The organism is Variovorax sp. J31P207 (genome assembly GCF_030316965.1).
Lineage (GTDB): Bacteria > Pseudomonadota > Gammaproteobacteria > Burkholderiales > Burkholderiaceae_C > Variovorax > Variovorax ginsengisoli_B.
The window spans coordinates 119,932-138,849 of record NZ_JASZYN010000010.1 but is presented as its reverse complement, the minus strand read 5'-3'; the positions used below and the strand labels follow the sequence as shown (position 1 = coordinate 138,849).

24 protein-coding genes are annotated in these 18,918 nt (G+C 65.5%); 17 read left to right on the top strand and 7 right to left on the bottom strand.

The window, feature by feature from the left end; translation table 11 throughout:
- The first annotated feature begins 8 nt into the window (after nt 1–8).
- The 3 genes from QTI68_RS28940 to QTI68_RS28930 all read left to right on the top strand — a co-directional run bounded on the left by QTI68_RS28940 (nt 9) and on the right by QTI68_RS28930 (nt 2,606).
- The gene (locus QTI68_RS28940) at nt 9–1,007 is read left to right on the top strand and encodes an acyl-CoA dehydrogenase family protein (RefSeq protein WP_286526602.1); all 999 of its coding nucleotides are present in this window, start codon (nt 9–11) and stop codon (nt 1,005–1,007) included.
- 14 nt (nt 1,008–1,021) lie between these two features.
- Nucleotides 1,022–1,810, top strand: a complete 789-nt coding sequence (locus QTI68_RS28935; RefSeq protein ID WP_286526601.1) for a crotonase/enoyl-CoA hydratase family protein — start codon at nt 1,022–1,024, stop codon at nt 1,808–1,810.
- A gap of 472 nt (nt 1,811–2,282) precedes the next feature.
- Entirely contained in the window at nt 2,283–2,606 is a 324-nt protein-coding gene (locus QTI68_RS28930; RefSeq protein WP_286526600.1) for a hypothetical protein, read from the top strand.
- Nucleotides 2,607–2,686: 80 nt separating this feature from the next.
- On the opposite strand, the gene QTI68_RS28925 is transcribed toward QTI68_RS28930, so the two are convergent.
- Entirely contained in the window at nt 2,687–3,577 is an 891-nt protein-coding gene (locus tag QTI68_RS28925) for a LysR substrate-binding domain-containing protein (protein WP_286526599.1), read from the bottom strand.
- A gap of 116 nt (nt 3,578–3,693) precedes the next feature.
- On the opposite strand from QTI68_RS28925, the gene QTI68_RS28920 reads away from it, so the two are divergent.
- The 11 genes from QTI68_RS28920 (at nt 3,694) to QTI68_RS28870 (ending at nt 13,217) form a co-directional block, all read left to right on the top strand.
- A complete protein-coding gene (locus tag QTI68_RS28920; protein WP_286526598.1) occupies nt 3,694–4,689 on the top strand; it encodes a Bug family tripartite tricarboxylate transporter substrate binding protein in 996 nt (331 codons plus the stop codon).
- A gap of 9 nt (nt 4,690–4,698) precedes the next feature.
- Nucleotides 4,699–5,496 carry an alpha/beta fold hydrolase gene (locus QTI68_RS28915; protein ID WP_286526597.1) on the top strand — a complete coding sequence of 266 codons (798 nt, stop codon included), beginning with the start codon at nt 4,699–4,701 and terminating at the stop codon, nt 5,494–5,496.
- A gap of 30 nt (nt 5,497–5,526) precedes the next feature.
- Nucleotides 5,527–6,954 carry an FAD-dependent oxidoreductase gene (locus QTI68_RS28910; RefSeq protein WP_286526596.1) on the top strand — a complete coding sequence of 476 codons (1,428 nt, stop codon included), beginning with the start codon at nt 5,527–5,529 and terminating at the stop codon, nt 6,952–6,954.
- A complete protein-coding gene (locus QTI68_RS28905; RefSeq protein ID WP_286526595.1) occupies nt 6,951–7,769 on the top strand; it encodes a sugar phosphate isomerase/epimerase family protein in 819 nt (272 codons plus the stop codon). The genes QTI68_RS28910 and QTI68_RS28905 overlap by 4 nt, the downstream gene beginning before the upstream one ends.
- Nucleotides 7,756–8,571 carry a shikimate dehydrogenase family protein gene (locus QTI68_RS28900; RefSeq protein ID WP_286526594.1) on the top strand — a complete coding sequence of 272 codons (816 nt, stop codon included), beginning with the start codon at nt 7,756–7,758 and terminating at the stop codon, nt 8,569–8,571. Before QTI68_RS28905 ends, QTI68_RS28900 begins: the two co-directional genes overlap by 14 nt.
- Complete coding sequence (locus tag QTI68_RS28895) at nt 8,568–9,458, top strand: alpha/beta fold hydrolase (protein WP_286526593.1); 891 nt, start codon at nt 8,568–8,570, stop codon at nt 9,456–9,458. The genes QTI68_RS28900 and QTI68_RS28895 overlap by 4 nt, the downstream gene beginning before the upstream one ends.
- 238 nt (nt 9,459–9,696) lie before the next feature.
- Nucleotides 9,697–10,296 (top strand): nuclear transport factor 2 family protein, encoded by a 600-nt coding sequence (locus QTI68_RS28890; RefSeq protein WP_286526592.1) that lies wholly within the window; start codon nt 9,697–9,699, stop codon nt 10,294–10,296.
- Nucleotides 10,297–10,403: 107 nt separating this feature from the next.
- A complete protein-coding gene (locus QTI68_RS28885) occupies nt 10,404–11,306 on the top strand; it encodes a dioxygenase family protein (RefSeq protein ID WP_286526591.1) in 903 nt (300 codons plus the stop codon).
- 394 nt (nt 11,307–11,700) lie between these two features.
- Nucleotides 11,701–12,090, top strand: coding sequence for a DUF3597 domain-containing protein (locus QTI68_RS28880; RefSeq protein ID WP_286526589.1), 390 nt, complete (start codon nt 11,701–11,703; stop codon nt 12,088–12,090).
- Between the two features lie 327 nt (nt 12,091–12,417).
- Nucleotides 12,418–12,690 (top strand): PepSY domain-containing protein, encoded by a 273-nt coding sequence (locus QTI68_RS28875; protein WP_286526588.1) that lies wholly within the window; start codon nt 12,418–12,420, stop codon nt 12,688–12,690.
- Nucleotides 12,691–12,692: 2 nt separating this feature from the next.
- Entirely contained in the window at nt 12,693–13,217 is a 525-nt protein-coding gene (locus QTI68_RS28870) for a cytochrome b/b6 domain-containing protein (protein ID WP_286526586.1), read from the top strand.
- On the opposite strand, the gene QTI68_RS28865 is transcribed toward QTI68_RS28870, so the two are convergent.
- Nucleotides 13,214–13,516, bottom strand: a complete 303-nt coding sequence (locus tag QTI68_RS28865; RefSeq protein ID WP_286526585.1) for a thermonuclease family protein — start codon at nt 13,514–13,516, stop codon at nt 13,214–13,216. The genes QTI68_RS28870 and QTI68_RS28865 overlap by 4 nt on opposite strands.
- 38 nt (nt 13,517–13,554) lie before the next feature.
- Between QTI68_RS28865 and QTI68_RS40190 the strand changes: the two genes are divergently transcribed.
- From QTI68_RS40190 to QTI68_RS28855, 3 genes are all read left to right on the top strand, one after another.
- On the top strand, nt 13,555–13,833 hold the full coding sequence (locus tag QTI68_RS40190) for a cytochrome P450 (protein WP_353506450.1): 279 nt from the start codon (nt 13,555–13,557) through the stop codon (nt 13,831–13,833).
- The gene (locus tag QTI68_RS28860; protein WP_286526584.1) at nt 13,830–13,979 is read left to right on the top strand and encodes a hypothetical protein; all 150 of its coding nucleotides are present in this window, start codon (nt 13,830–13,832) and stop codon (nt 13,977–13,979) included. The genes QTI68_RS40190 and QTI68_RS28860 overlap by 4 nt, the downstream gene beginning before the upstream one ends.
- Before the next feature lie 99 nt (nt 13,980–14,078).
- Nucleotides 14,079–14,324: a hypothetical protein gene (locus QTI68_RS28855; protein ID WP_286373112.1), complete on the top strand. Its 246-nt coding sequence runs from the start codon at nt 14,079–14,081 to the stop codon at nt 14,322–14,324.
- A 52-nt stretch (nt 14,325–14,376) separates the two neighbouring features.
- On the opposite strand, the gene QTI68_RS28850 is transcribed toward QTI68_RS28855, so the two are convergent.
- From QTI68_RS28850 to QTI68_RS28830, 5 genes are all read right to left on the bottom strand, one after another.
- Entirely contained in the window at nt 14,377–14,634 is a 258-nt protein-coding gene (locus tag QTI68_RS28850) for a hypothetical protein (RefSeq protein WP_286526583.1), read from the bottom strand.
- Nucleotides 14,635–14,804: 170 nt separating this feature from the next.
- Nucleotides 14,805–15,884, bottom strand: coding sequence for a 4-hydroxyphenylpyruvate dioxygenase (gene hppD, locus QTI68_RS28845; protein WP_286526582.1), 1,080 nt, complete (start codon nt 15,882–15,884; stop codon nt 14,805–14,807).
- Nucleotides 15,885–15,935: 51 nt separating this feature from the next.
- Entirely contained in the window at nt 15,936–17,162 is a 1,227-nt protein-coding gene (locus tag QTI68_RS28840; RefSeq protein ID WP_286526581.1) for a Glu/Leu/Phe/Val dehydrogenase dimerization domain-containing protein, read from the bottom strand.
- Between the two features lie 24 nt (nt 17,163–17,186).
- The gene (locus QTI68_RS28835) at nt 17,187–17,981 is read right to left on the bottom strand and encodes an ABC transporter ATP-binding protein (RefSeq protein WP_286526580.1); all 795 of its coding nucleotides are present in this window, start codon (nt 17,979–17,981) and stop codon (nt 17,187–17,189) included.
- Nucleotides 17,981–18,910 carry an ABC transporter permease gene (locus QTI68_RS28830; RefSeq protein WP_286526579.1) on the bottom strand — a complete coding sequence of 310 codons (930 nt, stop codon included), beginning with the start codon at nt 18,908–18,910 and terminating at the stop codon, nt 17,981–17,983. The genes QTI68_RS28835 and QTI68_RS28830 overlap by 1 nt, the downstream gene beginning before the upstream one ends.
- Nucleotides 18,911–18,918 lie beyond the last annotated feature (8 nt).

Sequence of the window (18,918 nt, the reverse complement as noted above, 5' to 3'; positions counted from 1 at the left end):
GGAAGAAGATGGACGATCTCCTGACCGATACGCTGCAGCAGCTGCTGAAGGACCAGTGCACACCGAAGCTGGTGCGTGACGTCGAGGCGGGCCAGCCACCCGCCGCATTCTGGGCGCAGCTGGAGGAATCCGGCTTTGCCGACGCGCTGGTGCCGGAAGCCCAGGGCGGGGCCGGACTCGCGCTCGCCACCGTGTTCCCGCTGCTCGAGCTGTGCGGCAGCTTCGCCGTGCCGGTTCCGCTGGCCCACACGATGCTCGCGCGAGCGCTGCTGGCGCAGGCCGACGTGGCGCCGCCCGCGGGCAGCATCGCGCTCGCCCCGGTGGCCGCGCGCGATGGCGCGGTGCTGCGCTGCCCGCTGGTGGCCTTCGGCCGCGTGGCGGACTGGGTGCTCGCCCGCGTCGATGGTTCGAGCGTCCTCCTGCCGGTCGCGCAGGCGCGCCTGGCGCCCGGCGTGTTTCCGCTGGACGCTACCCTTGCGTGGGACGAGGCCGACTTCGCGCAGGCGCGGCGCGTGCCTGGTTCGCACGACCTCGAGACGCTGTCGGCTTGCTGCGCGGCCGCGGAGCTCTCCGGTGCGCTCATGAGCGTGTTCGCCCGCACCCTGCAGTACGCTAACGAGCGCCAGCAGTTCGGCCGCGCCATCGGCAAGTTCCAGGCCATCCAGCACCAGATCAGCGTGATCTCGGAACATGTCTTCGCGGCGCGCATGGCGGCCCAGATCGGCTGCCATTCGGCGACGCACGTGCCGCAGCGGCTGCGCGTCGCAGTGGCCAAGGCCCGCACCAGTGAGGCAGCGGTGGAAGTCGCTGCCCTGTCGCACTCGATCCATGGCGCGATCGGCTTCACGGCCGAGTTCGATCTGCAGCTCTACACGCGGCGGCTGCACGCCTGGCGCCAAGCGGCCGGCTCCGAATCCTTCTGGCACACGGTGCTCGGTGAGGAACTGGTGGATCGGCACGAAGGCCTGGCCATCGACCTGATCCGCATGACCACAGACATCCACTGAACAGCGAGACAACCATGAGCTTCCTCAATAAAAATCGTATCGGCGCGGTGCTGGTCCTCACCATGGACCACCCCGAAACGCGCAACGCCCTGACTGGCAACACCGCGGTCGAGGAGTTCGTGCAGGCCTGCGCCGAGATCCAGGCCGATCGAAGCATCCGCGTGGTGGTGCTGACCGGCGAAGGACCGGTGTTCAGCTCCGGCGGGAACGTCAAGGATATGCAGCGCTACTTCCAGCAGAAGCTGTCGCCGGATACCATCCGCGAGGAGTATCGCAACGGCATCCAGCGGCTGCCCAAGGCGCTCTACAACCTGGACGTGCCGGTGATCGCCGCGGTGAACGGGCCGGCGATCGGCGCCGGCATGGACCTCAGCTGCATGTGCGACATCCGCATCGCGAGCGAGAAGGCCACCTTCGCCGAAAGCTTCGTGCGCGTGGGCATCGTGCCGGGCGATGGCGGCGCCTGGCTGCTGCCGCGTACCGTCGGCCGGTCCAAGGCCGCGGAAATGGCCTTCACCGGTGAAGCGCTGAATGCCCATGAAGCGCTGGCCTGCGGTTTGGTTTCGCGCGTGGTCGCGGCGGACGAGCTGATGCCTGCCGCGCTGGCACTGGCCGGCAAGATCGCGGCCAATCCTGGCGGCGTCCTGCGCATGACCAAGCGGCTGCTACGCGAAGGCGAGAGCGCCTCACTGGAATCGCTGCTCGAAGTCTCCGCCGCCTACCAGGCGATCGCCCACATGGAACCGGACCATCACGAGGCGGTCCGTGCCTTCGTCGAGAAACGGGCACCGAAGTTCTCCTGACGGCGCCCGCGCCCGGCGCGGAGCAAGGGAAAACTCCGAAGGGCGGCGGGCGAGGAATCTGGTCCATCGACGTTGCCAATCGGATACGCAGGTCGAAATGAACTGCCAACTTGGTTGTCGTAACAAGATGGGTTTTGGCTGCGACCTCTGGTGAGTCGAGCTTGAGTTTGCTGCAGCTGGCGTCTTGGAGGACGCATCGCTTGGAATTTCCCGATTCAGTGGAGCGGAGATTGTGTCCGGAGTGGGCATGGTGGAAATGCTGGAAGGAGATCGATCTGGGTTGTCATGAACTGCCCCTGGTCGCTGTCTACCGCGAGTCCGTTACGCCTCACTTGCATAGCCGACATGTTCGGATGGCAAATGGAGGAACCATAGCCGACTCTTGCGCGCAAGCCCACTGGACGACGTCCTGCTTGACGCCGTACGATGAACGTCGCAACGCTCGTGGACCAGCGAGCAGATCGGGGAATGAATGCGAATCCTTTTTTGTTCAATCGTCAGCGCGTTCGCCATATGGATGCTGGCGGCATGCCACCATTCGACGCCAAATCCCTCAATCGGCGTCGGCAATCCGTATCCAGTCAGCAGCTACGTCTGCGGCGGGACACGCCTGGCCGTGCGCTTGATGGGAGAAAGCGCCTCGGTTTCCGTCGACGGGGCGGCTGCGGTCGACCTTCCGGCGATGGGACAGTCGGGGACCAGCTTCTCCAACGGACGACAAACGCTGATCGTCGAGCAGGGCCGCACGTCGTGGGCTGTGGGGCGCGCCATGCCGGTAGCGTGCACCGGAGGCTGACGCGGGAGATGCACCCGCGGCTGAGATGCGGGCAGGATTGGCCTCACCGACACGCCACGAGGCGGCGCGCCCGGGTCGAGTCAGCGCTGGGACTTGCGCAGCTTGTGAATCAGAAAGGCCTCGAGCAACTCCACTGCCCTTCGCCCCGGCAGCGGCACAGCCGCGAGCCACACCTCGCATTCGGGCATCGCCGGCATGCCTTCCCTGGTACCCAGTACCTTGAGCCGCTTGGAGATCGTCGCCTCGCGAAACACGCCGATCGCGATGCCCGCGCGCACAGCCGCCTCCAGCCCCGTGACCGTTGTGCTTGTGTAGGCGATGCGCCACGGGACGCCGGCTCTGTCGAGCGCATGTGTGGCCCAATCCCGCAGCATCGCGCCCTCGGGATTGAGCGCCAGCGGCAGCGGACGTTGAAGATGCGTGGCCGAGCCCGGCGTCGAAGCCCAGACAACGCGCGACTTCGACAGCCGCAGCCCTTCCCCGGAACCCACCGGTCCGATGCCGATCACCAGGTCGTAGCGTGAGCCGAGCTCCGCATGCATCAGCGACGACACGCCATGGTGCAGCTCGACGTGGATCCTTGGATAGAGTCGGCAGAATTCCGCGATCAGCGCAGGCAACACACGTGTCGCGTAGTGCTCGATCGAGCCGATGCGAATGCTGCCCGAGACCTCCGCGATGTCGACATCGTGGAACAGCTGGTCGTTGAGGCCGAGCATCTGCCGCGCCAGAGGCAGCAACTGCTGGCCCTCGAGCGTCGGGCCCAGCTTGCGCGTGCCGCGGATCACCAGCTGCGCGCCGAGCTGCTCCTCGAGCCGCCGCAGCTGCATGCTGACGGCCGATTGCGTGCGCGACAGCGCTTTGGCGGCCGTGGTGAAGCTGCCGACGCGCAGCAGTGTGTCGAACACGCGCAGCAGGTCGATGTCGACGGTGTGGCTGCGCGGCGCGCGCGGATCGGCGGGTGCAGACATGGTGGGCTCCAGGGATTGGTGCATCACGAAACGTGATGTAGGGAATCAGAAAGTATCACGTTTCGAGCTGCACCACGACCCAAGAATGAGGGCAACGACACAGACCGGAGACATTCATGCACCCCGAACCTGCCTTTTCATCACGCCGGCGCCTCCTGCTGCAGGGTGCGCTCGCCGCGTCGCTGGTGCCGGCCGTCGCCCAGGCTGCCGCCTCCTGGCCGCAAAAGCCCCTGCGCCTGATCGTCGGTTTTCCGCCGGGCTCGTCGCCCGACATGCTGGCGCGCGTGGTCGCCGATCCGCTCGCCGAGGCACTGGGGCAGCCGGTGATCGTCGAGAACAAAGTCGGCGCGGCCGGCAGCATCGGCGTCGCGGCGGTGGCGCGCGCGACGGACGGCTACACCATCGGCCTCACGGGTAACGGCCCGCTGACCACCGCCAAGGCGCTGACGCCCTCCACTCCCTATGACGTGGCGCGCGACCTGCGGCCGATCTCACTGGTCGCCAGCAGTCCGTTCGTGCTCGCGGGCAGCACCGCCATGCCGGCCACCGACCTGCGCGGCTTCCTCGACTTCGCGAAGGCGCGGGGCGACAAGCTCAGCTATGGCTCGATCGGACCGGGCTCGGGCTCGCACCTCACGATGGAGCTGCTCAAGACCCACACCGGCATCCGGGCCGTGCATGTGCCGTTCCAGGGCTTCCCGCAGATCGCGACGGCACTGATGGGTCGGCAGATCGACTTGTCCTTCATGATCCCGTCGATCGCCGTGCCGCAGGCGAAGAATGGACGGCTGCGGCTCTACGGCGTCAGCACGGCCACGGCCTTCCCGGGCCCGGGCGGTGTGCCGCCGATCGAGTCGGCGCTCGGAAAGCAGGGCTTCGATGTGGCCTCGTGGAACGCCATCTTCGGGCCCGCCAGCATGCCCGCTCCGGTGGCCGACCGCCTGTCGCAGGAGATCGCCCGCATCTTCCAGACGCCCCAGGTGAAACAGCGCCTACTCGACCAGGGCTGGCTCGCCATCGGCAGCGCGCCCGATGCGCTCGCGCACAAGATCGCCGAGGACACGGCGATGTGGGGCGGCGTGATCAAGCTCACGGGCGCGCGCAGCGAATAGGGGCTCACGATGCAACGCAGACATCTCTTCGCTGCAGGCATCGCCGCCGCGAGCCTTGTGCAGCCATCGCGCGCAGCGGGCCCTGCGGACAAGCCCGCCTTCGTCCTCGTCCACGGCGCCTGGCACGGCGGCTGGTGCTGGACGCGCGTCGCGTCGCAACTGCGCGCGGCGGGGCACGCGGTCTACACGCCCACGCTCACCGGGCTCGGCGAGCGCCGGCATCTGCTGTCGCCACAGGTCAACCTGGATACGCACATCGACGACATCGTCAACCTCCTCGATTTCGAAGAACTCGAGAACGTGGTGCTGGTCGGCCACAGCTATGCCGGCATCGTGATCTCCGGTGTGGCGGATCGTGCACGTGCCCGGCTGCGCCAGCTGGTGTTCCTCGACGCGCTCCTGCTCGAGCCCGGCAAGAGCCTGTTCTCGGATTTCCCGCAGGCCGTGGTCGACCAGCGCCTGAAGACGATCCGTGAGACCGGCGCCGGCGTGGGCGCGGCGCCTGCCTTGCCGCCGTCTGCCTTCGGTGTCCAGGATCCCACCGACGCGGCCTGGGTAAAGCGCCGCATGACGCCGCAGCCCGTGGGCACCTATTTGCAGCCGCTGCAACTCAAGGCCCCGCTCGGCAACAGCCTGCCCAAGACTTACATCGAATGCACGGCCGACCCGATCGCGACGCTCGAACCGACCAAGGCGCGTGTGCGCGCCGATGCGGGCTGGCGCACACGCACGCTCGCAACCGGCCACGACGCGATGGTCGTCGCGCCTGGCCCGCTGAGCGACCTGCTGCGCGAGCTCGCGGCCTGACTCCGATCTCTTTTTTTTGAAAGCTGCACGATGGGAACCCTTACTGCCGAAGAGCGCTATTTTTTCCGCTCCGACGTGAACGCACGCCTGAGCGAACGCAAGAAGCGAACGCCGCAAGGCCATATCACCGAAGCCGCACGTGACACACCCGTGCACGAGCGCTGTGACGTGCTGGTGCTGGGCGGCGGACCCTCGGGCGTGGCGGCTGCGGTGGCCGCTGCACGATCCGGTGCGCATGTAGTGCTGCTGGAACGCTACAACCACCTCGGCGGGCTTTCCACCGGTGGGCTCGTGATCTGGATCGACCGCATGACCGACTGGCAGGGCGAGCCGGTGATCCAGGGCCTCGCGGCAGAGTTCATGGACCGCCTAGGTACCGATGCCGTCGCCGGGCCGCCGCGCAAGGACTGGGGGTCGCAGGACCCGGACGCGGCCGCCCATTGGGGGCTGCGTACGGCCGCCTTCCATGGCGTGGTCACGCATTCGCCGACCATCGACCCCGAAATCCTCAAGGGCGTCTACCACCAGATGGCGCGCGAGGCCGGCGTCGACTTGATCCTGCACGGCTGGATGGTCGCGCCGATCGCCGAGGCCGGTCGCGTGAAAGGGGCCGTCTTCGAAAGCAAGCAGGGTCGCCGCGCGATTCTCGCCAAGGTCGTGGTCGACACCACCGGCGAAGGCGACTTTTACGCGGCGGCGGGCGCGGCCTTCGACTCCGACATCGACACGCACGAAATCCACCACTGCATCAACACCTCCTGGCTGTTCGCGGGCGTCGACATGCAGCGCTGGCTCGAATTCCGCGCCCGTCAGCCTGAGGCCTTCTCCGGCTTCATGGCGCGCGGCCGCGAGGAGATCGGAAGTTTCGAAAAACCCATCGTCTCGTGGCGCAACGACGTCGCGACTTTCCTCGGGCCGCGCAAGTCGGGCTTCAGCGCGCTCGACGTCGACGAGATGACTCAGGTCGAATGGGAATCGCGCAAGAGCATGGCCGAGCACCTGGCGTTCTATCGCGCCCACGCGCCGGGCTTCGAGCACGCCTGGATCATGCTGATGGCCCCGCAGATCGGCACGCGACACGGCCGGCGGCTGGTGGGCGTGAAGCGCGTGCTGCGCAGCGGCTGGGATGCCGGCGCGGTCGAGGATGACGAGATCGGAATCAGCCCGAGTCCATCGCCGCGTTTCCCCAACATCTCGGTGCCGTACGGCGCACTCGTGCCCGAGACGCTTGACGGCGTGCTCGCGGCCGGCAAGCACATCGCCTGTGACACCAACTCGCACGGATTCCTGCGCGAGATTCCGCAATGCTGGCTCACGGGACAGGCAGCCGGCACGGCGGCGGCACTCGCGGCCGACAGCGGCGTGCTGCCGCGCGACGTGGACGTAAAGCGCCTGCAGGCGCTGCTGAGCGCGCAGGGTGTGCCATTGCGCCAGGCCAGCGTCACGGTGCCCGCATGAGTTTCAGGCTGTCGCTCGCGCATCTCGGCATGCTCGATGCGCCGCCGCCCCTGCTGGTGGAGGCGGCGCATGCGGCGGGTTTTCGCGGGGTCGGAATTCGGCTCAATCCCTCTCGGCCCGGAGAACAGCCGTTCCCCATGAAAGATGGCAGCGAGATGATGCGCGAAACGCTCGCTCGCTTGCGCGATCTGGGAATGGCGGTGCACGACATCGAGATTGTGCGCATCAAGCCAGATTTCGACGTGCGTGCGCTCGCGGGCGTGCTGGCTTCCGCCCAAAGCTTGGGCGCACGGCGGCTCATGGTCAACGTCGATGACGCGGACCTCGGCCGCGCGGCACGGAACATCGGCGTACTGGCCGTTCACGCGCAATCGCACGGCCTGAACCTCGGCCTGGAGTTCATGGTCTACACGGCAGCGTGCTCGCTGCGTGTCGCGCGCGAACTGGCCGAGGCATCGGGAAGCGATGCGGTGCGCTTGGTCGTCGATGCGCTGCATTTTTTTCGCGCGGGCTGCGCACCTGAAGACATGGCAGACCCGCGCATCGATCGCCATTTCATGCAGATCAACGACGCCCCCCAGAAGCGCCATCCGGGCCTGTCGGCGGGCGAAGAGGGGCGCGCGCACCGGCTCTTTCCGGGCGAGGGCGAGCTGCCCGTGCACCACTTGCTGCCGCAGCTGGCCGTCGGCGCCATCCTCTCGGTCGAAGCACCGAGCGCCATTCGCATGGCCACGCTCGGCGTACACGAGCGCGCCGCCGCGGCCTATCGCGCAACCCATCACTTCTTGCAAGGAAACGGCCATGGCCACGAATGAATCCTGGGACGGCCTGCGGCTCGACGGCAACACCGTCGTGCTCGGTATCATCGGCGACCCGATTGCGCAGGTGAAAGCGCCTCTGCCGCTGACGCGCCTGCTGCAAGCGCGCGGCATCAACGCGGTGTTGGTGCCGCTGCATGTACGAGGTGGCGACGTGGCGGGTTTGCTGCGTGCAATGCACGCGCTGCGCAACGTCGCGGGCATCGTCGTCACAGTGCCGCACAAGCAGCGCGTGGCCGGGTTGCCGATCGAACTGCTGCGCGCCGCGCGCGAAGCTCAGGCCGTCAATGTCATCCGGCGTACTACCGAGGGATGGCAAGGCGACCTGCTCGATGGCGCGGGGTTTCTCGCAGGGCTGGTGCGCAACGGCTTCGAAGTAAAGGGGCGCAGCGTAGGACTGGTGGGCGCGGGCGGGGCAGGCAGCGCGATCGCCTTGGCGCTGGCGGCGGCTGGCGCAGCGTCGATGGATGTGCACGATGCCGACGATGCGAAGCGCGCGGCGCTGGTCGAGCGTCTGCGCGCACTCGGCCACGTGGCCGGTATCTGGGACGCCGCAAGTCCGCGCGATCTCGTCGTGAACGCCACGCCCGCAGGCATGAAGAAGACCGACCCGCTGCCCGTCGAACTGTCGGCCATTCGGCCTGGCCACACCGTCGCCGACGTCATCATGGAGCCGGCTACCACGCCACTACTCGCGCATGGGCAAGAACTGGGCGCGCGCATCGTGCACGGCCGGCACATGATGAACGAGCAACTCGAAGCGATGGCCGACTTCTTATTCGGCGGTGCTCTGCGATGAGCGCGGCCTTCTTTCCCGGCTTCGCGGTGCACCGGGTCGCGCTCGGCGATGCGACGATCCACGCCGAGGTCGGCGGCAGCGGGCCGCCGCTGTTGTTGCTGCACGGCTATCCGCAGACCCACGTCGCCTGGCACCGCATCGCGCCCGTGCTCGCGCGCCATTTCACTGTCGTGACGCCGGACCTGCGGGGCTACGGCGACAGCACCGGACCCGGCGGCGATCCGCTGCATATCCACCATTGCAAGCGCACGCTCGCGGGCGACCAGATCGGGCTGATGCAGGCGCTGGGGTTCGAACGCTTCGCCGTCGTCGGCCATGACCGCGGTGCGCGCGTCGGCTACCGCTTGTGTCTCGACCGGCCCGAGGCCGTCAGCGCCTTCACCTCGCTCACTGTGATCCCTACCGAGGCGATGTGGCAGCGCGCCGGCATGGCCTTCGGACTCAAGGCCTTTCACTGGTATCTCTTCGCGCAGCCCTTCGATCTGCCCGAACGCATGCTGCGCGCCGACCCGGCGTACTACCTGGACTGGTCGCTGCGCAATGCCGTGCTCAAATTCGACGCCATCACGCCCGAGGCGCTCGCCGAGTACCACCGGGCCTTCGCCAGGGAGTCGGTGCGGCACGCGATGGTCGAGGACTATCGCGCCGCCGCCTCGATCGACTTGCAGCACGACCGCGATGATCTCGCAGCGGGTCGCCGCATCGCTTGTCCGCTGCAGGTGCTGTGGTGTGCGTCTAACACGGCAACACCGGATCCGCTGGAGATCTGGAGAACCTGGGCCGACCAGGTCGAGGGCGGGACCATCGACTGCGGCCACCTGATGGCCGAGGAAGCGCCCGACGAAGTCTTGGCCCGGGTCCTGCCCTTCCTGCAACGCCACGCCTGACGAAGAACCACGGAGACACCTATGCGACGACCGATGATCCTGGCGAGCCTGCTGTTCGCCCTGCAGATCCATGCGCAGCCCGCGTCCGACGGCAGCGTGTAATTCACCGAGATCACGCGCTCGGTCGGCTGCAGCGACGGGGCCGGCGTGCAGGGCGGCCGGATCGCTTGCGAGCGGGCATGGCCGGCTTTGCGCCAACTCGCTGAGCCGACTCATTTACGACGAACAGGAGTATCGAATGACCAACGAATTGACAGACCGCCTCGCCATCCGGGATCTCATCGAGAACTGGGCCATCTGGCGCGACGCGGGTGACTGGGAACGCTTTGCCACCGTGTGGCACGACGACGGTGTCATGAACGCGACGTGGTTCCAGGGCCCGGCCTCCGAATTCATCCGAGTCACCAAAGAGGGCTGGGCCAAGGGTGTCAGCATCCTGCACTTCCTGGGCGGGACCTCGATCGACATGGCCGGCGATCGCGCCATCGCGCAGACGAAGATGACCATCTCCCAGCGCGGCGATGTGCAAGGCGTCGCCTGCGACGTGGTCTGCACGGGGCGCTTCTACGACTTCGTCGAGAAGCGCAACGGCCGCTGGGGCGTCGTCGTTCGTCAGCCGATCTACGAGAAGGACCGTGTGGATCCGATCGACCCGAGCGCCAGGCTCGAACTCGACCAAGCCGCGATCTCGAAGTTCCCGGCCGGCTATCGGCACCTGGCCTACATCCAGACGCAGATCGGCTACAAGGTCAAGCTCGACATGCCACAGCTGGAGGGAGCCGAAGTCGAAGAGCTGTACGCCCGCGGCAAGGCATGGCTCGCCGCCAAGCCGCGCTGATTCCGGAAAAGGCGTCTTGCGATCCGCGCCCGATGGAATCAGAGTCTCTTCAAAGACCACCTCGCCGTTCCTTCGCAGGCCCGGCGCCCCACCTTGATTGATACAGCATGCGCAACTTCGACGAAAAGGACATCACCGATGCGGTGATCTCGCGTCTGGCAAACAGCCCTTCACCTCGTGCGAAACATATCAGCGCTTCGCTGATCCGCCATCTGCACGACTTCGTGCGCGAGATCGAGCCATCACAGTCTGAATGGGAGCAGGCGATCGATTTCCTCACGCGCACCGGCCAGATGTGCAGTTCCACGCGTCAGGAATTCATCCTGCTGTCGGATGCGCTGGGCGTCTCGACGCTGGTGGACGCGATCAACCATCGACTTCCGAGCACGGCGACCGAAACCACGGTGATGGGCCCGTTCTACGTGGAGCATGCGCCCGAGGTGCCCAGCGGCTCACGCATCGCCGGGCCAGCTGAAGGGCCCGCGCTGCTGATCGAGGGCTCGGTGCGCAGTGTGGACGGACAGCCGCTGGGCAGCGCGACCGTGGACATCTGGCACGCGGATGAAGCTGGCTTCTACGACGTGCAAAAAGACGACGTGAATTTGAGTGGCCGCGCAAGGGTCCGCACCGACGCCCACGGGATGTTCTGGGTGATCGGCGCGGTGCCGGCCGCGTATCCGATCCCCAATGACGGGCCCGTCGGGCGCATGCTCGAGGCACAAGGGCGCCACCCCTTCCGTCCGGCTCACGTGCACTTCATGGTGTCGGCCCCCGGACACGAAACGCTGGTGACGCATCTGTTCCTGGCGGACAGCGACCACCTCGACTCCGATGTGGTGTTCGGCGTCAAGGATTCACTGATCGAAGTGCTCGGCACTGCCGCGCCGGGGACGACGTCGTACGGCGCTACGGTGGAGACGTCCACGCCTGTACTGCGACGTGACTTCGTGTTGGGCAAGGCGCTTTCTGGGGCGGCCGCGCGAAGACCACATCCGCAAGCCCTATATTGAGCCAACCCCTCTGAACGAGGTGGTGGCCCATGAAGCGATTCATCGAAGGCGAGGACCGTCAGCAGGTCACTCTGATGCCAGAGTGCCTTGACGATTACATCGACGAAGACAACCCGATGTCCAGGCCATACGTCGTGCGATTCATTCCGGCCCCTCCATTCCTGAAGTGGTGGATGGAGACGCCACTTCGGCACCGTTCGGTTCCGGAGACACCTCCATCTTCGCCCATCCCGCACCGAAGGGCGGCGGGTGTCCATCCCATCTAGGCGTAGTTGGGGCCGTTGTTTATGGCGAGGCCAAGTCGGACGAACGCCGCAACTTGGCGACTGTGTTAGAACCCTTTCGTGCCCACGTCGGGCGCGCCGTCAACTCCATCGAACCAAGCGGGGCACCTATGAGCTTTTTTGGCAAGATTTTCTCGAAGATTTTTCCTTCGGCCAACGCGGCCGAAGTCGTTGCAACGCCGTCGCCAGCACCCGCAGCGAGCGCGAGTTCGCCCCCAGTGGCTGCGCCGCCACCTTCCATCCCGCTCGGCGACGTGGCGCCCATCCTTGACGCGATGCCAGGCGCCAGCGCCCTGAACTGGCGCACCTCGATCGTGGACCTGCTCAAGCTGCTCGGTCTAGACAGCAGTCTTGCCGCCCGCAAGGAACTTGCCACTGAGTTCACCTATTCCGGCAGCGACGAGCCTGGCTCTGCCGCGTGGAATATCTGGTTGCATCGCCAGGTCATGACACGCATTGCGGCCAACGGCGGCACCGTTCCTGCGGAACTGCGAGATTGATCAAGGCGGCCGCTTTCCACTGAGTTCCAGGCACCAAGTCGGTACGGCGGCTATCAACGTCGTTGCTCTGCAAGTTGATTCTGCACCGCGGGCAAACAATCCAATACTGGTTTTGTGAAGCGCGCCATCTACGCCGGGAGGGTCAGTCCGGTGCCGGGCGTGTGGACGAGATGCAGGCCGTGGCCGACTCGCTGAGCCGTTGGCCTACCTACCCGAGGCTCGGTTTGCGCCAGAGCCCTGTTGACAGCCTTGAGGCTTGGGTAGACAACCTCCGGCTCTCGGTTCGGTGCTAAGCTTTTGCGACTTCTTACTCAGCAAGGAAAATCGATGAAGCGTATTGTGTTTGCCGCACTGAGCATATGCACGTTTGCGTCGGCCCCTGCATTCGCAAAGGCCAATTGCAAGGCCTATCCGAAGTCCGAATGGATGTCGCAAGCCGACGCCAAGGCCAAGATTGAGGCACAGGGCTACACGATCGCCAAGTTCAAGGTTGACGGCAACTGCTATGAGATTTACGGCCGAAACAAGGCCGGCAAGAAGGTCGAGATCTACTACGACGCCAAGTCACTCGAGCCCGTGAAGACCGAGGTTGAAAAGTAGCCGTGGCGGATCCCGCACGGAGCGATGCGCTTGTATGGGATGCCGCTGTCCGCCTTCATCATTGGCTGTTGGCTGGACTGGTCATCTTTTGCTCGATCCAGGATGACGGCGGTCTGGTGCACCGCATTGCAGGCTATGCGGCGGCCAGTGCGGTCGTGACCCGCCTGTTGTGGGCCGTGTTCGCTAAGGGCCATGGCAGCTTGGCGGCTCTCAAGCCTTCTGCGGCCGCCGTAGTCGCCTATGTTCGTGGCCGCGCGCCGCGTTGCATCGGGCACGATCCTCTCGGGCTGTGGATGGTGTGGCTTCTTTGGTCGCTCGTATTGCTTCTTGGACTCACGGGGTGGATGAGCCGCCTTGACATTTTCTGGGGCGACGAGCGATTGCAGGAAATCCACGCATGGCTCGCCGATGCCTTGCTAGTTGCCGTGGCCCTGCATCTTCTCGGGGTCGGCGGGATGAGTTGGTGGTGGCGCGAGAACCTGGCGGCGGCGATGGTGAGCGGACGCAAGCGCGGCCCACCCGCTTAGTCAGTAAGTCGGTCCAAGAAGTATCTTTCGAAGTGGGGCGGTGCCAACGAACGACGACGATGCAACGTTGCCGGCGCACGCGGCAGCAACGATGTCATTGACAGGTAGGCCCGGCACCACCAGGCCAGCCCACGTTCGATTTGCTGCCGATTGACATCCCTGCCGCCCGCAAACACGACGCCCACCGTGCGCCCGTAGCGGTCCGTCTTCTCGCTCTCCACGCTCTCCACGCTCACCTGCCGACCTGCCACCATCTGCGCCAGGCTCAGGCGCGAGACGTTGCCAAAGGCGTTGCGCAACACTTCTGCGTATCGCCGAAGCCTGCGCGAAGGAGGCGATGCGACTTCGACCGGTAGCGCCAGTCCTCTTCCTGGATGCCGTCCAGGATACGCAGGTTGGCCATGTGAGGGTCACCAAGGGCACGACGGTGTTTTGCGTGATGCGCTCCGCAGCCGTGGACGAAGCCAACGTCAGAGATGCCAGTGCATTCCAACCCGAGCGTTGGCTGTCCGACGACAAGGCAATGGAAGCGTCGTCCCCGAAGCGCGTTTCGATGCCTTTCGGCGCGGGACCCCGACTCTGCCCCGGTCCCGCTACCTCGCGAAGCTCGAAATGAACCTCGTGCTCGGGATGCTGGCTCGGAACTTCGAGTTGCTTGAGGTCGCCGGGCCCAACGGTGCTGTCCCTGAAGAGGTCTTGACGTTCACGATGCATCCTGTCGACCTGCGTATGCGTCTGAAGACGCGTGCTGCCACCGATTGACATCAGCGGACGACAGGTTGAGCGGCTCTGCCCGGCGCCCACCGCCCGCGTTGAAGGTCGGCGTGGCAGAGCGACAATGCACCCACACACAAGGACACCATGGCAACAACTCACCCGGTCACGCTCGAGGAATTGAGCGAATGGATCACCGACAAGGCTCGCAGGACCTCCGGCTGCGCGGGCCTCAAGGTGAGCGTTCAGTACAAACTGGCCAAGGCCGATCACGCCGGAAAGAACTGGTCCGATTCCCTCGTGATCAACACGGGCGACTGCGGCATCGACGATGCGTTTGCTGCGATCTCGAATGCGCAGCGCGACGCCATCGGCCGCTTCCACATCTCGTAGTCAAGCCTTCGGCCGAGATGGGACAGAACGCGGAGCGCGCAGGCCTCCAGTCTCAAGCTCTGGCCCGTGCCAGCGCCAGCGCATCCTGCGAATTCGCAGATTCGATCGCGATGGCCTGTATGACTTTCAGGGTGTCGGCGTCGATGCGCAGTTGTCCTTGCCACAGTGCGGACTTGACCATGCTGATGTCGCTAGGCCGGCCCTTGTGGCTGGGCGCGCACAGCTCGAAGGCCTCGAGTCGACCGCGAATGTCGAGATCGTTGGGGATCTCCTTCAGACGCTCGATTGCCTGCAAAATGGTCATGGACATGAAGTGCCTTTCAGGCGATTAGGGAGTGTGGAGTGTGCGACATTCGCAAGAGGGCGTTGTTTTGAATACCCTTATTTCGCTGCCCATCGCCGGACGACACGGCCAATGCATCGTCGGGCACTGTCCGTTTCTGGGTGCTGATCGGCGAGCAGCAATCCATGCAGCGGTGATCATGCCGCGCTCAGCACCCCGCGACGCACCTGGTCGCGCTCGATCGACTGGAAGAGCGCCTTGAAGTTGCCTTCGCCAAAGCCGTCATCGCCCTTGCGCTGGATGAATTCGAAGAACACCGGCCCCCCGAACGCGGTCTCCGAGAAGATCTGCAGCAATAGTCGCGGCTGCCCGCCCTCGGTGGTGCCGTCGAGCAGGATGCCGCGCGCCTGCAGTTCCGCCACGGGCTGGCCATGGCCCGGCAGGCGGGTCTCCAGCATTTCGTAGTAGATGTCGTTGGGCGCGGTCATCAGTGGCACGCCGGCGAGACCAAGCTGGTCGATGGTGTCGATCAGGTTGTCGGAGAGCAACGCGATGTGCTGGATGCCTTCGCCGTTGAACTTCATCAGGTATTCCTCGATCTGGCCCGAGCCCTTGGAGGATTCCTCGTTCAGCGGAATGCGGATCTTGCCGTCCGGCGCGGTCAGCGCCTTGGAGGTGAGACCCGTGTATTCGCCCTGGATGTCGAAGTAGCGGATCTCGCGAAAGTTGAAGAGCTTCTCGTAGAAGTTGGCCCAGAAGGTCATGCGGCCACGGTACACGTTGTGGGTCAGGTGGTCGATCAGCTTCAGGCCGTGGCCCACCGGATGCCGCTCGACGCCGTCGAGGAACTCGAAATCGATGTCGTAGATCGACTTGCCGTCCTCGAAGCGATCGATCAGGTAGAGCGGTGCGCCGCCGATGCCCTTGATGGCCGGCAGGCGCAGTTCCATCGGGCCGGTGGCAATCTCGATCGGCTGGGCGCCGAGCTCGAGTGCGCGCGCATAGGCCTTGTGCGAGTCCCTGACCCGGAACGCCATGCCGCAGGCCGACGGACCGTGCTCCGCGGCGAAGTACGCCGCCGGGCTGTTGGGTTCGCGGTTGACGATGAAGTTGATGTCGCCCTGGCGGTACAGCACCACGTCCTTGGAACGGTGCCTGGCCACTAGCTGGAAGCCCAGCTTCTCGAAGAAGGGCTCGAGCGTGTCGGGCGTCGGGGAGGCGAACTCGACGAACTCGAAGCCCATCAGGCCCATGGGGTTTTCAAACAGATCCGGCATGGCACTGATCCTGTGGTTGCGACGACGACGAGAGTGAGCGCAGTGCACGCATCAGACGAGCTCTGTCAGCGCGTTCTCGAACGCGGTGCGGGCAATGCCGGTGCGGGCGCCGGAGCGCGCATGGCAGCGTTCGAGCGCTGACGCCACGGTGGCCGAGACGTCGTCGAAGATCGCCGCGTCGGAAATCTCCACGTCGTCCTGCATCAGGAACGCGAATGCACGCGCCATGCCGCAATTGGCGATGAAGTCGGGAATCACCGCCACCTTCGAATCGGCTTGCTCGTAGATCGGGCCGTAGAAGATCTCGCGATCGGCAAAGGGCACGTTGGCGCCGCTGGACACGACTTCGAGCCCGCCCTTGACCAACTGCTCGATCTGCTGCTGCGTCACCAGGCGCGACCCGGCGCAGGGCAGGAAGATTTCCGCGCCCGCGCACCAGACGGCACGATTGATGACGTCGAAAGGAAGCATGTCTTTCGCGGCCAATTGGTTGCCCTTCTTCTGCAGGAACAGCGTGCGGAGCTGTTCGAAGCTGAAGCCGTCGGGATTGAGCAGGCCGCCCTCGCGATCGATGATGCCGACCACGCGCGCGCCGGCTTGCGCAAGATAGTAAGCCGCGGCAGAGCCCACATTGCCCCAGCCCTGCACGATGACGCGCTTGCCGGCGACCTCGCCGCCGTAGAGCCTGTAGTAGTGAAGCACTGATTCGGCCACACCCCAGCCCGTGATCAGGTCGGCCACCAGGTACTTGCGGGCGGAGTCAGGCGTGTAGTGCGGGTCCTCGACAACCTTGGCCACGCCCATGCGCAGCTGCCCGACCTTCTGGATGCGCTCGCTGTCGCTCGGCGCGAAGTGGCCGTTGACGACACCCTCCTGCGGGTGCCACAAGCCGTAGCTCTCCGTGATGGGGATCACCTCATGCACCTCGTCGACGTTCAGGTCGCCACCGGTGCCATAGTAGGTCTTGAGCAGCGGCGTCACCGCCTTGTACCAGCGTCGCAACACGTCGTTCTTGCGTGGATCGGCGGGATCGAAATCAATGCCCGACTTCGCGCCCCCAATGGCCGGGCCGGAGACGCTGAACTTGACCTCCATGGTCTTTGCCAGCGACTCGACCTCACGCCGGTCGAGCCCCGGGCGCATGCGTGTGCCACCACCGGCAGCACCACCGCGCAGTGAGTTGATGACCACCCAGCCCTTGGCGGGCGTCTCGGCGTCGTGCCATTCGAAGACGATCTCAGGCGCCTTGTTCTCGAAGCGATTCAGCAGTTCTTTCATCTCGGTCTTTCAGACTCTCTGGAGTCAGGCTAGAAGTAATTTGTCGTCGTCGAGCTTCTCGCCACGAGTCTTCTCGAACATGTGCAGCAGGTCGGGCACGTCCATGCCGGCGCGCTCGACGCCCTTGACGTCGAGGATCACGCGGCCTTCGTGCAACATCACCGTGCGCGTGCCGTAGTCGAGCGCCTGGCGCATGCTGTGCGTGACCATCATGGCCGTCAGCTTGCCGGCCTCGACGATCCTCGCGGTGAGTTCGAGCACGAAGGCGGCGGTCTTCGGATCGAGCGCGGCCGTATGCTCGTCGAGCAGGAGGATGCGCGACGGCTGCAGCGAGGCCATCAACAGGCTCACGGCCTGACGCTGCCCGCCGGAGAGCAAGCCCATGCGGTCGGCCAGGCGGTTCTCGAGCCCGAGGTTGAGGATGCTCAGCTTCTCGCGGAACAGTTCGCGCAGCTTGCGCGTCAGCGAGAAGCCAAAGCTGCGGCGCGCACCGCGCTTCCACGCCAGCGCCATGTTCTCCTCGATCGTGAGCGCTTCGCAGGTGCCGGCCATGGGGTCCTGGAAGACGCGCGCGACCAGGTCCGAGCGCTGCCATGCCGAGCGGCGGGTGACGTCGCTGTCGTCGATCTGGATGCTGCCGCGGTCGACCGCGAGGTCGCCGCTCACTGCGTTCAGGAAGGTCGACTTGCCGGCCCCGTTGGAGCCAATCACGGTGACGAACTGTCCTGTGGGGATGTTCAGGTCCAGCCCGCGCAGCACCCGGTTCTCGATCGGGGTGCCGGGGTTGAAAGTGATTTCCAGGCCTTTGGCGCGCAACATTACTTGGCCTCCTTCACGACGTGCGTCGGATTGGCGCGCACGCCGGGCCATAGGCCAGCCAACTTGCGCTTGTAGGTTGGAACGAGCAGCGCGAACGCGACCAAGACGGCAGTCACCAGGTTCAGGTCCTGGGCCTTCAGGCCGATGAAATCGCTGTTGAGCGCCAGCGCGATGAAAAAGCGGTAGAGCACGGCCCCGAGGACGCAAGCCAGCGTCGTGATGACCAGGCTGCGCGCCGGCAGGATGGTCTCGCCGATGATCACGGCGGCCAGGCCGACCACGATCGTGCCGATGCCCATCGAGATGTCGGCGCCGCCCTGGCTCTGCACGAACAAGGCCCCGGCCAGCGCGACCAGCCCGTTGGACAACGCCAGGCCCCACACCGTGAGCCGGTCGGTCGAGATGCCCTGCGAGCGGGCCATGCGCGGATTGCCACCTGTGGCGCGCATGGCCAGGCCGACTTCCGACGCAAAGAACAGGTCGATCAGAACCTTGGCGGCGACCACGATCGCAAGCAGCACCAGCGGCTTGAGGACGTAGTCCGGCAGACCGCCGAATTCGAGCAGGCTGAACACCGTGGGCTCGTCGATCAGCGCAATGTTGGGCTTGCCCATCACGCGCAGGTTGACCGAATAGAGCGCGATCATCACCAGGATGCTGGCGAGCAGCTGCATGATGCGCAGCCGCACGTTGAGCCACGCGGTGAGATAGCCCGACAGCGCGCCGGCGACGACGGCCGCCGCAGTGGCGGCAAACGGGTTCCAGCCCGCGACAATCAGCGCCGCGGCAACAGCACCGCCGAGCGGGAAGCTGCCGTCGACCGTCAGGTCGGGGAAATTGATGATGCGGAACGAGAGGAAGACGCCCAGCGCGACCAGTCCGAATATCAGACCGATCTCGATGGCACCCAGTGAAGCAATGAGCGACATGTTGGCGA

Coding starts and splice junctions, on each gene's coding strand:
- QTI68_RS28940 (WP_286526602.1), top strand. CDS start 9: ATGGACGATCTCCTGACCGATACGCTGCAGCAGCTGCTGAAGGACCAG.
- QTI68_RS28935 (WP_286526601.1), top strand. CDS start 1,022: ATGAGCTTCCTCAATAAAAATCGTATCGGCGCGGTGCTGGTCCTCACC.
- QTI68_RS28930 (WP_286526600.1), top strand. CDS start 2,283: ATGCGAATCCTTTTTTGTTCAATCGTCAGCGCGTTCGCCATATGGATG.
- QTI68_RS28925 (WP_286526599.1), bottom strand. CDS start 3,577: ATGTCTGCACCCGCCGATCCGCGCGCGCCGCGCAGCCACACCGTCGAC.
- QTI68_RS28920 (WP_286526598.1), top strand. CDS start 3,694: ATGCACCCCGAACCTGCCTTTTCATCACGCCGGCGCCTCCTGCTGCAG.
- QTI68_RS28915 (WP_286526597.1), top strand. CDS start 4,699: ATGCAACGCAGACATCTCTTCGCTGCAGGCATCGCCGCCGCGAGCCTT.
- QTI68_RS28910 (WP_286526596.1), top strand. CDS start 5,527: ATGGGAACCCTTACTGCCGAAGAGCGCTATTTTTTCCGCTCCGACGTG.
- QTI68_RS28905 (WP_286526595.1), top strand. CDS start 6,951: ATGAGTTTCAGGCTGTCGCTCGCGCATCTCGGCATGCTCGATGCGCCG.
- QTI68_RS28900 (WP_286526594.1), top strand. CDS start 7,756: ATGGCCACGAATGAATCCTGGGACGGCCTGCGGCTCGACGGCAACACC.
- QTI68_RS28895 (WP_286526593.1), top strand. CDS start 8,568: ATGAGCGCGGCCTTCTTTCCCGGCTTCGCGGTGCACCGGGTCGCGCTC.
- QTI68_RS28890 (WP_286526592.1), top strand. CDS start 9,697: ATGACCAACGAATTGACAGACCGCCTCGCCATCCGGGATCTCATCGAG.
- QTI68_RS28885 (WP_286526591.1), top strand. CDS start 10,404: ATGCGCAACTTCGACGAAAAGGACATCACCGATGCGGTGATCTCGCGT.
- QTI68_RS28880 (WP_286526589.1), top strand. CDS start 11,701: ATGAGCTTTTTTGGCAAGATTTTCTCGAAGATTTTTCCTTCGGCCAAC.
- QTI68_RS28875 (WP_286526588.1), top strand. CDS start 12,418: ATGAAGCGTATTGTGTTTGCCGCACTGAGCATATGCACGTTTGCGTCG.
- QTI68_RS40190 (WP_353506450.1), top strand. CDS start 13,555: ATGCGACTTCGACCGGTAGCGCCAGTCCTCTTCCTGGATGCCGTCCAG.
- QTI68_RS28860 (WP_286526584.1), top strand. CDS start 13,830: ATGAACCTCGTGCTCGGGATGCTGGCTCGGAACTTCGAGTTGCTTGAG.
- QTI68_RS28855 (WP_286373112.1), top strand. CDS start 14,079: ATGGCAACAACTCACCCGGTCACGCTCGAGGAATTGAGCGAATGGATC.
- QTI68_RS28850 (WP_286526583.1), bottom strand. CDS start 14,634: ATGTCCATGACCATTTTGCAGGCAATCGAGCGTCTGAAGGAGATCCCC.
- hppD (WP_286526582.1), bottom strand. CDS start 15,884: ATGCCGGATCTGTTTGAAAACCCCATGGGCCTGATGGGCTTCGAGTTC.
- QTI68_RS28840 (WP_286526581.1), bottom strand. CDS start 17,162: ATGAAAGAACTGCTGAATCGCTTCGAGAACAAGGCGCCTGAGATCGTC.
- QTI68_RS28835 (WP_286526580.1), bottom strand. CDS start 17,981: ATGTTGCGCGCCAAAGGCCTGGAAATCACTTTCAACCCCGGCACCCCG.
- QTI68_RS28830 (WP_286526579.1), bottom strand. CDS start 18,910: ATGTCGCTCATTGCTTCACTGGGTGCCATCGAGATCGGTCTGATATTC.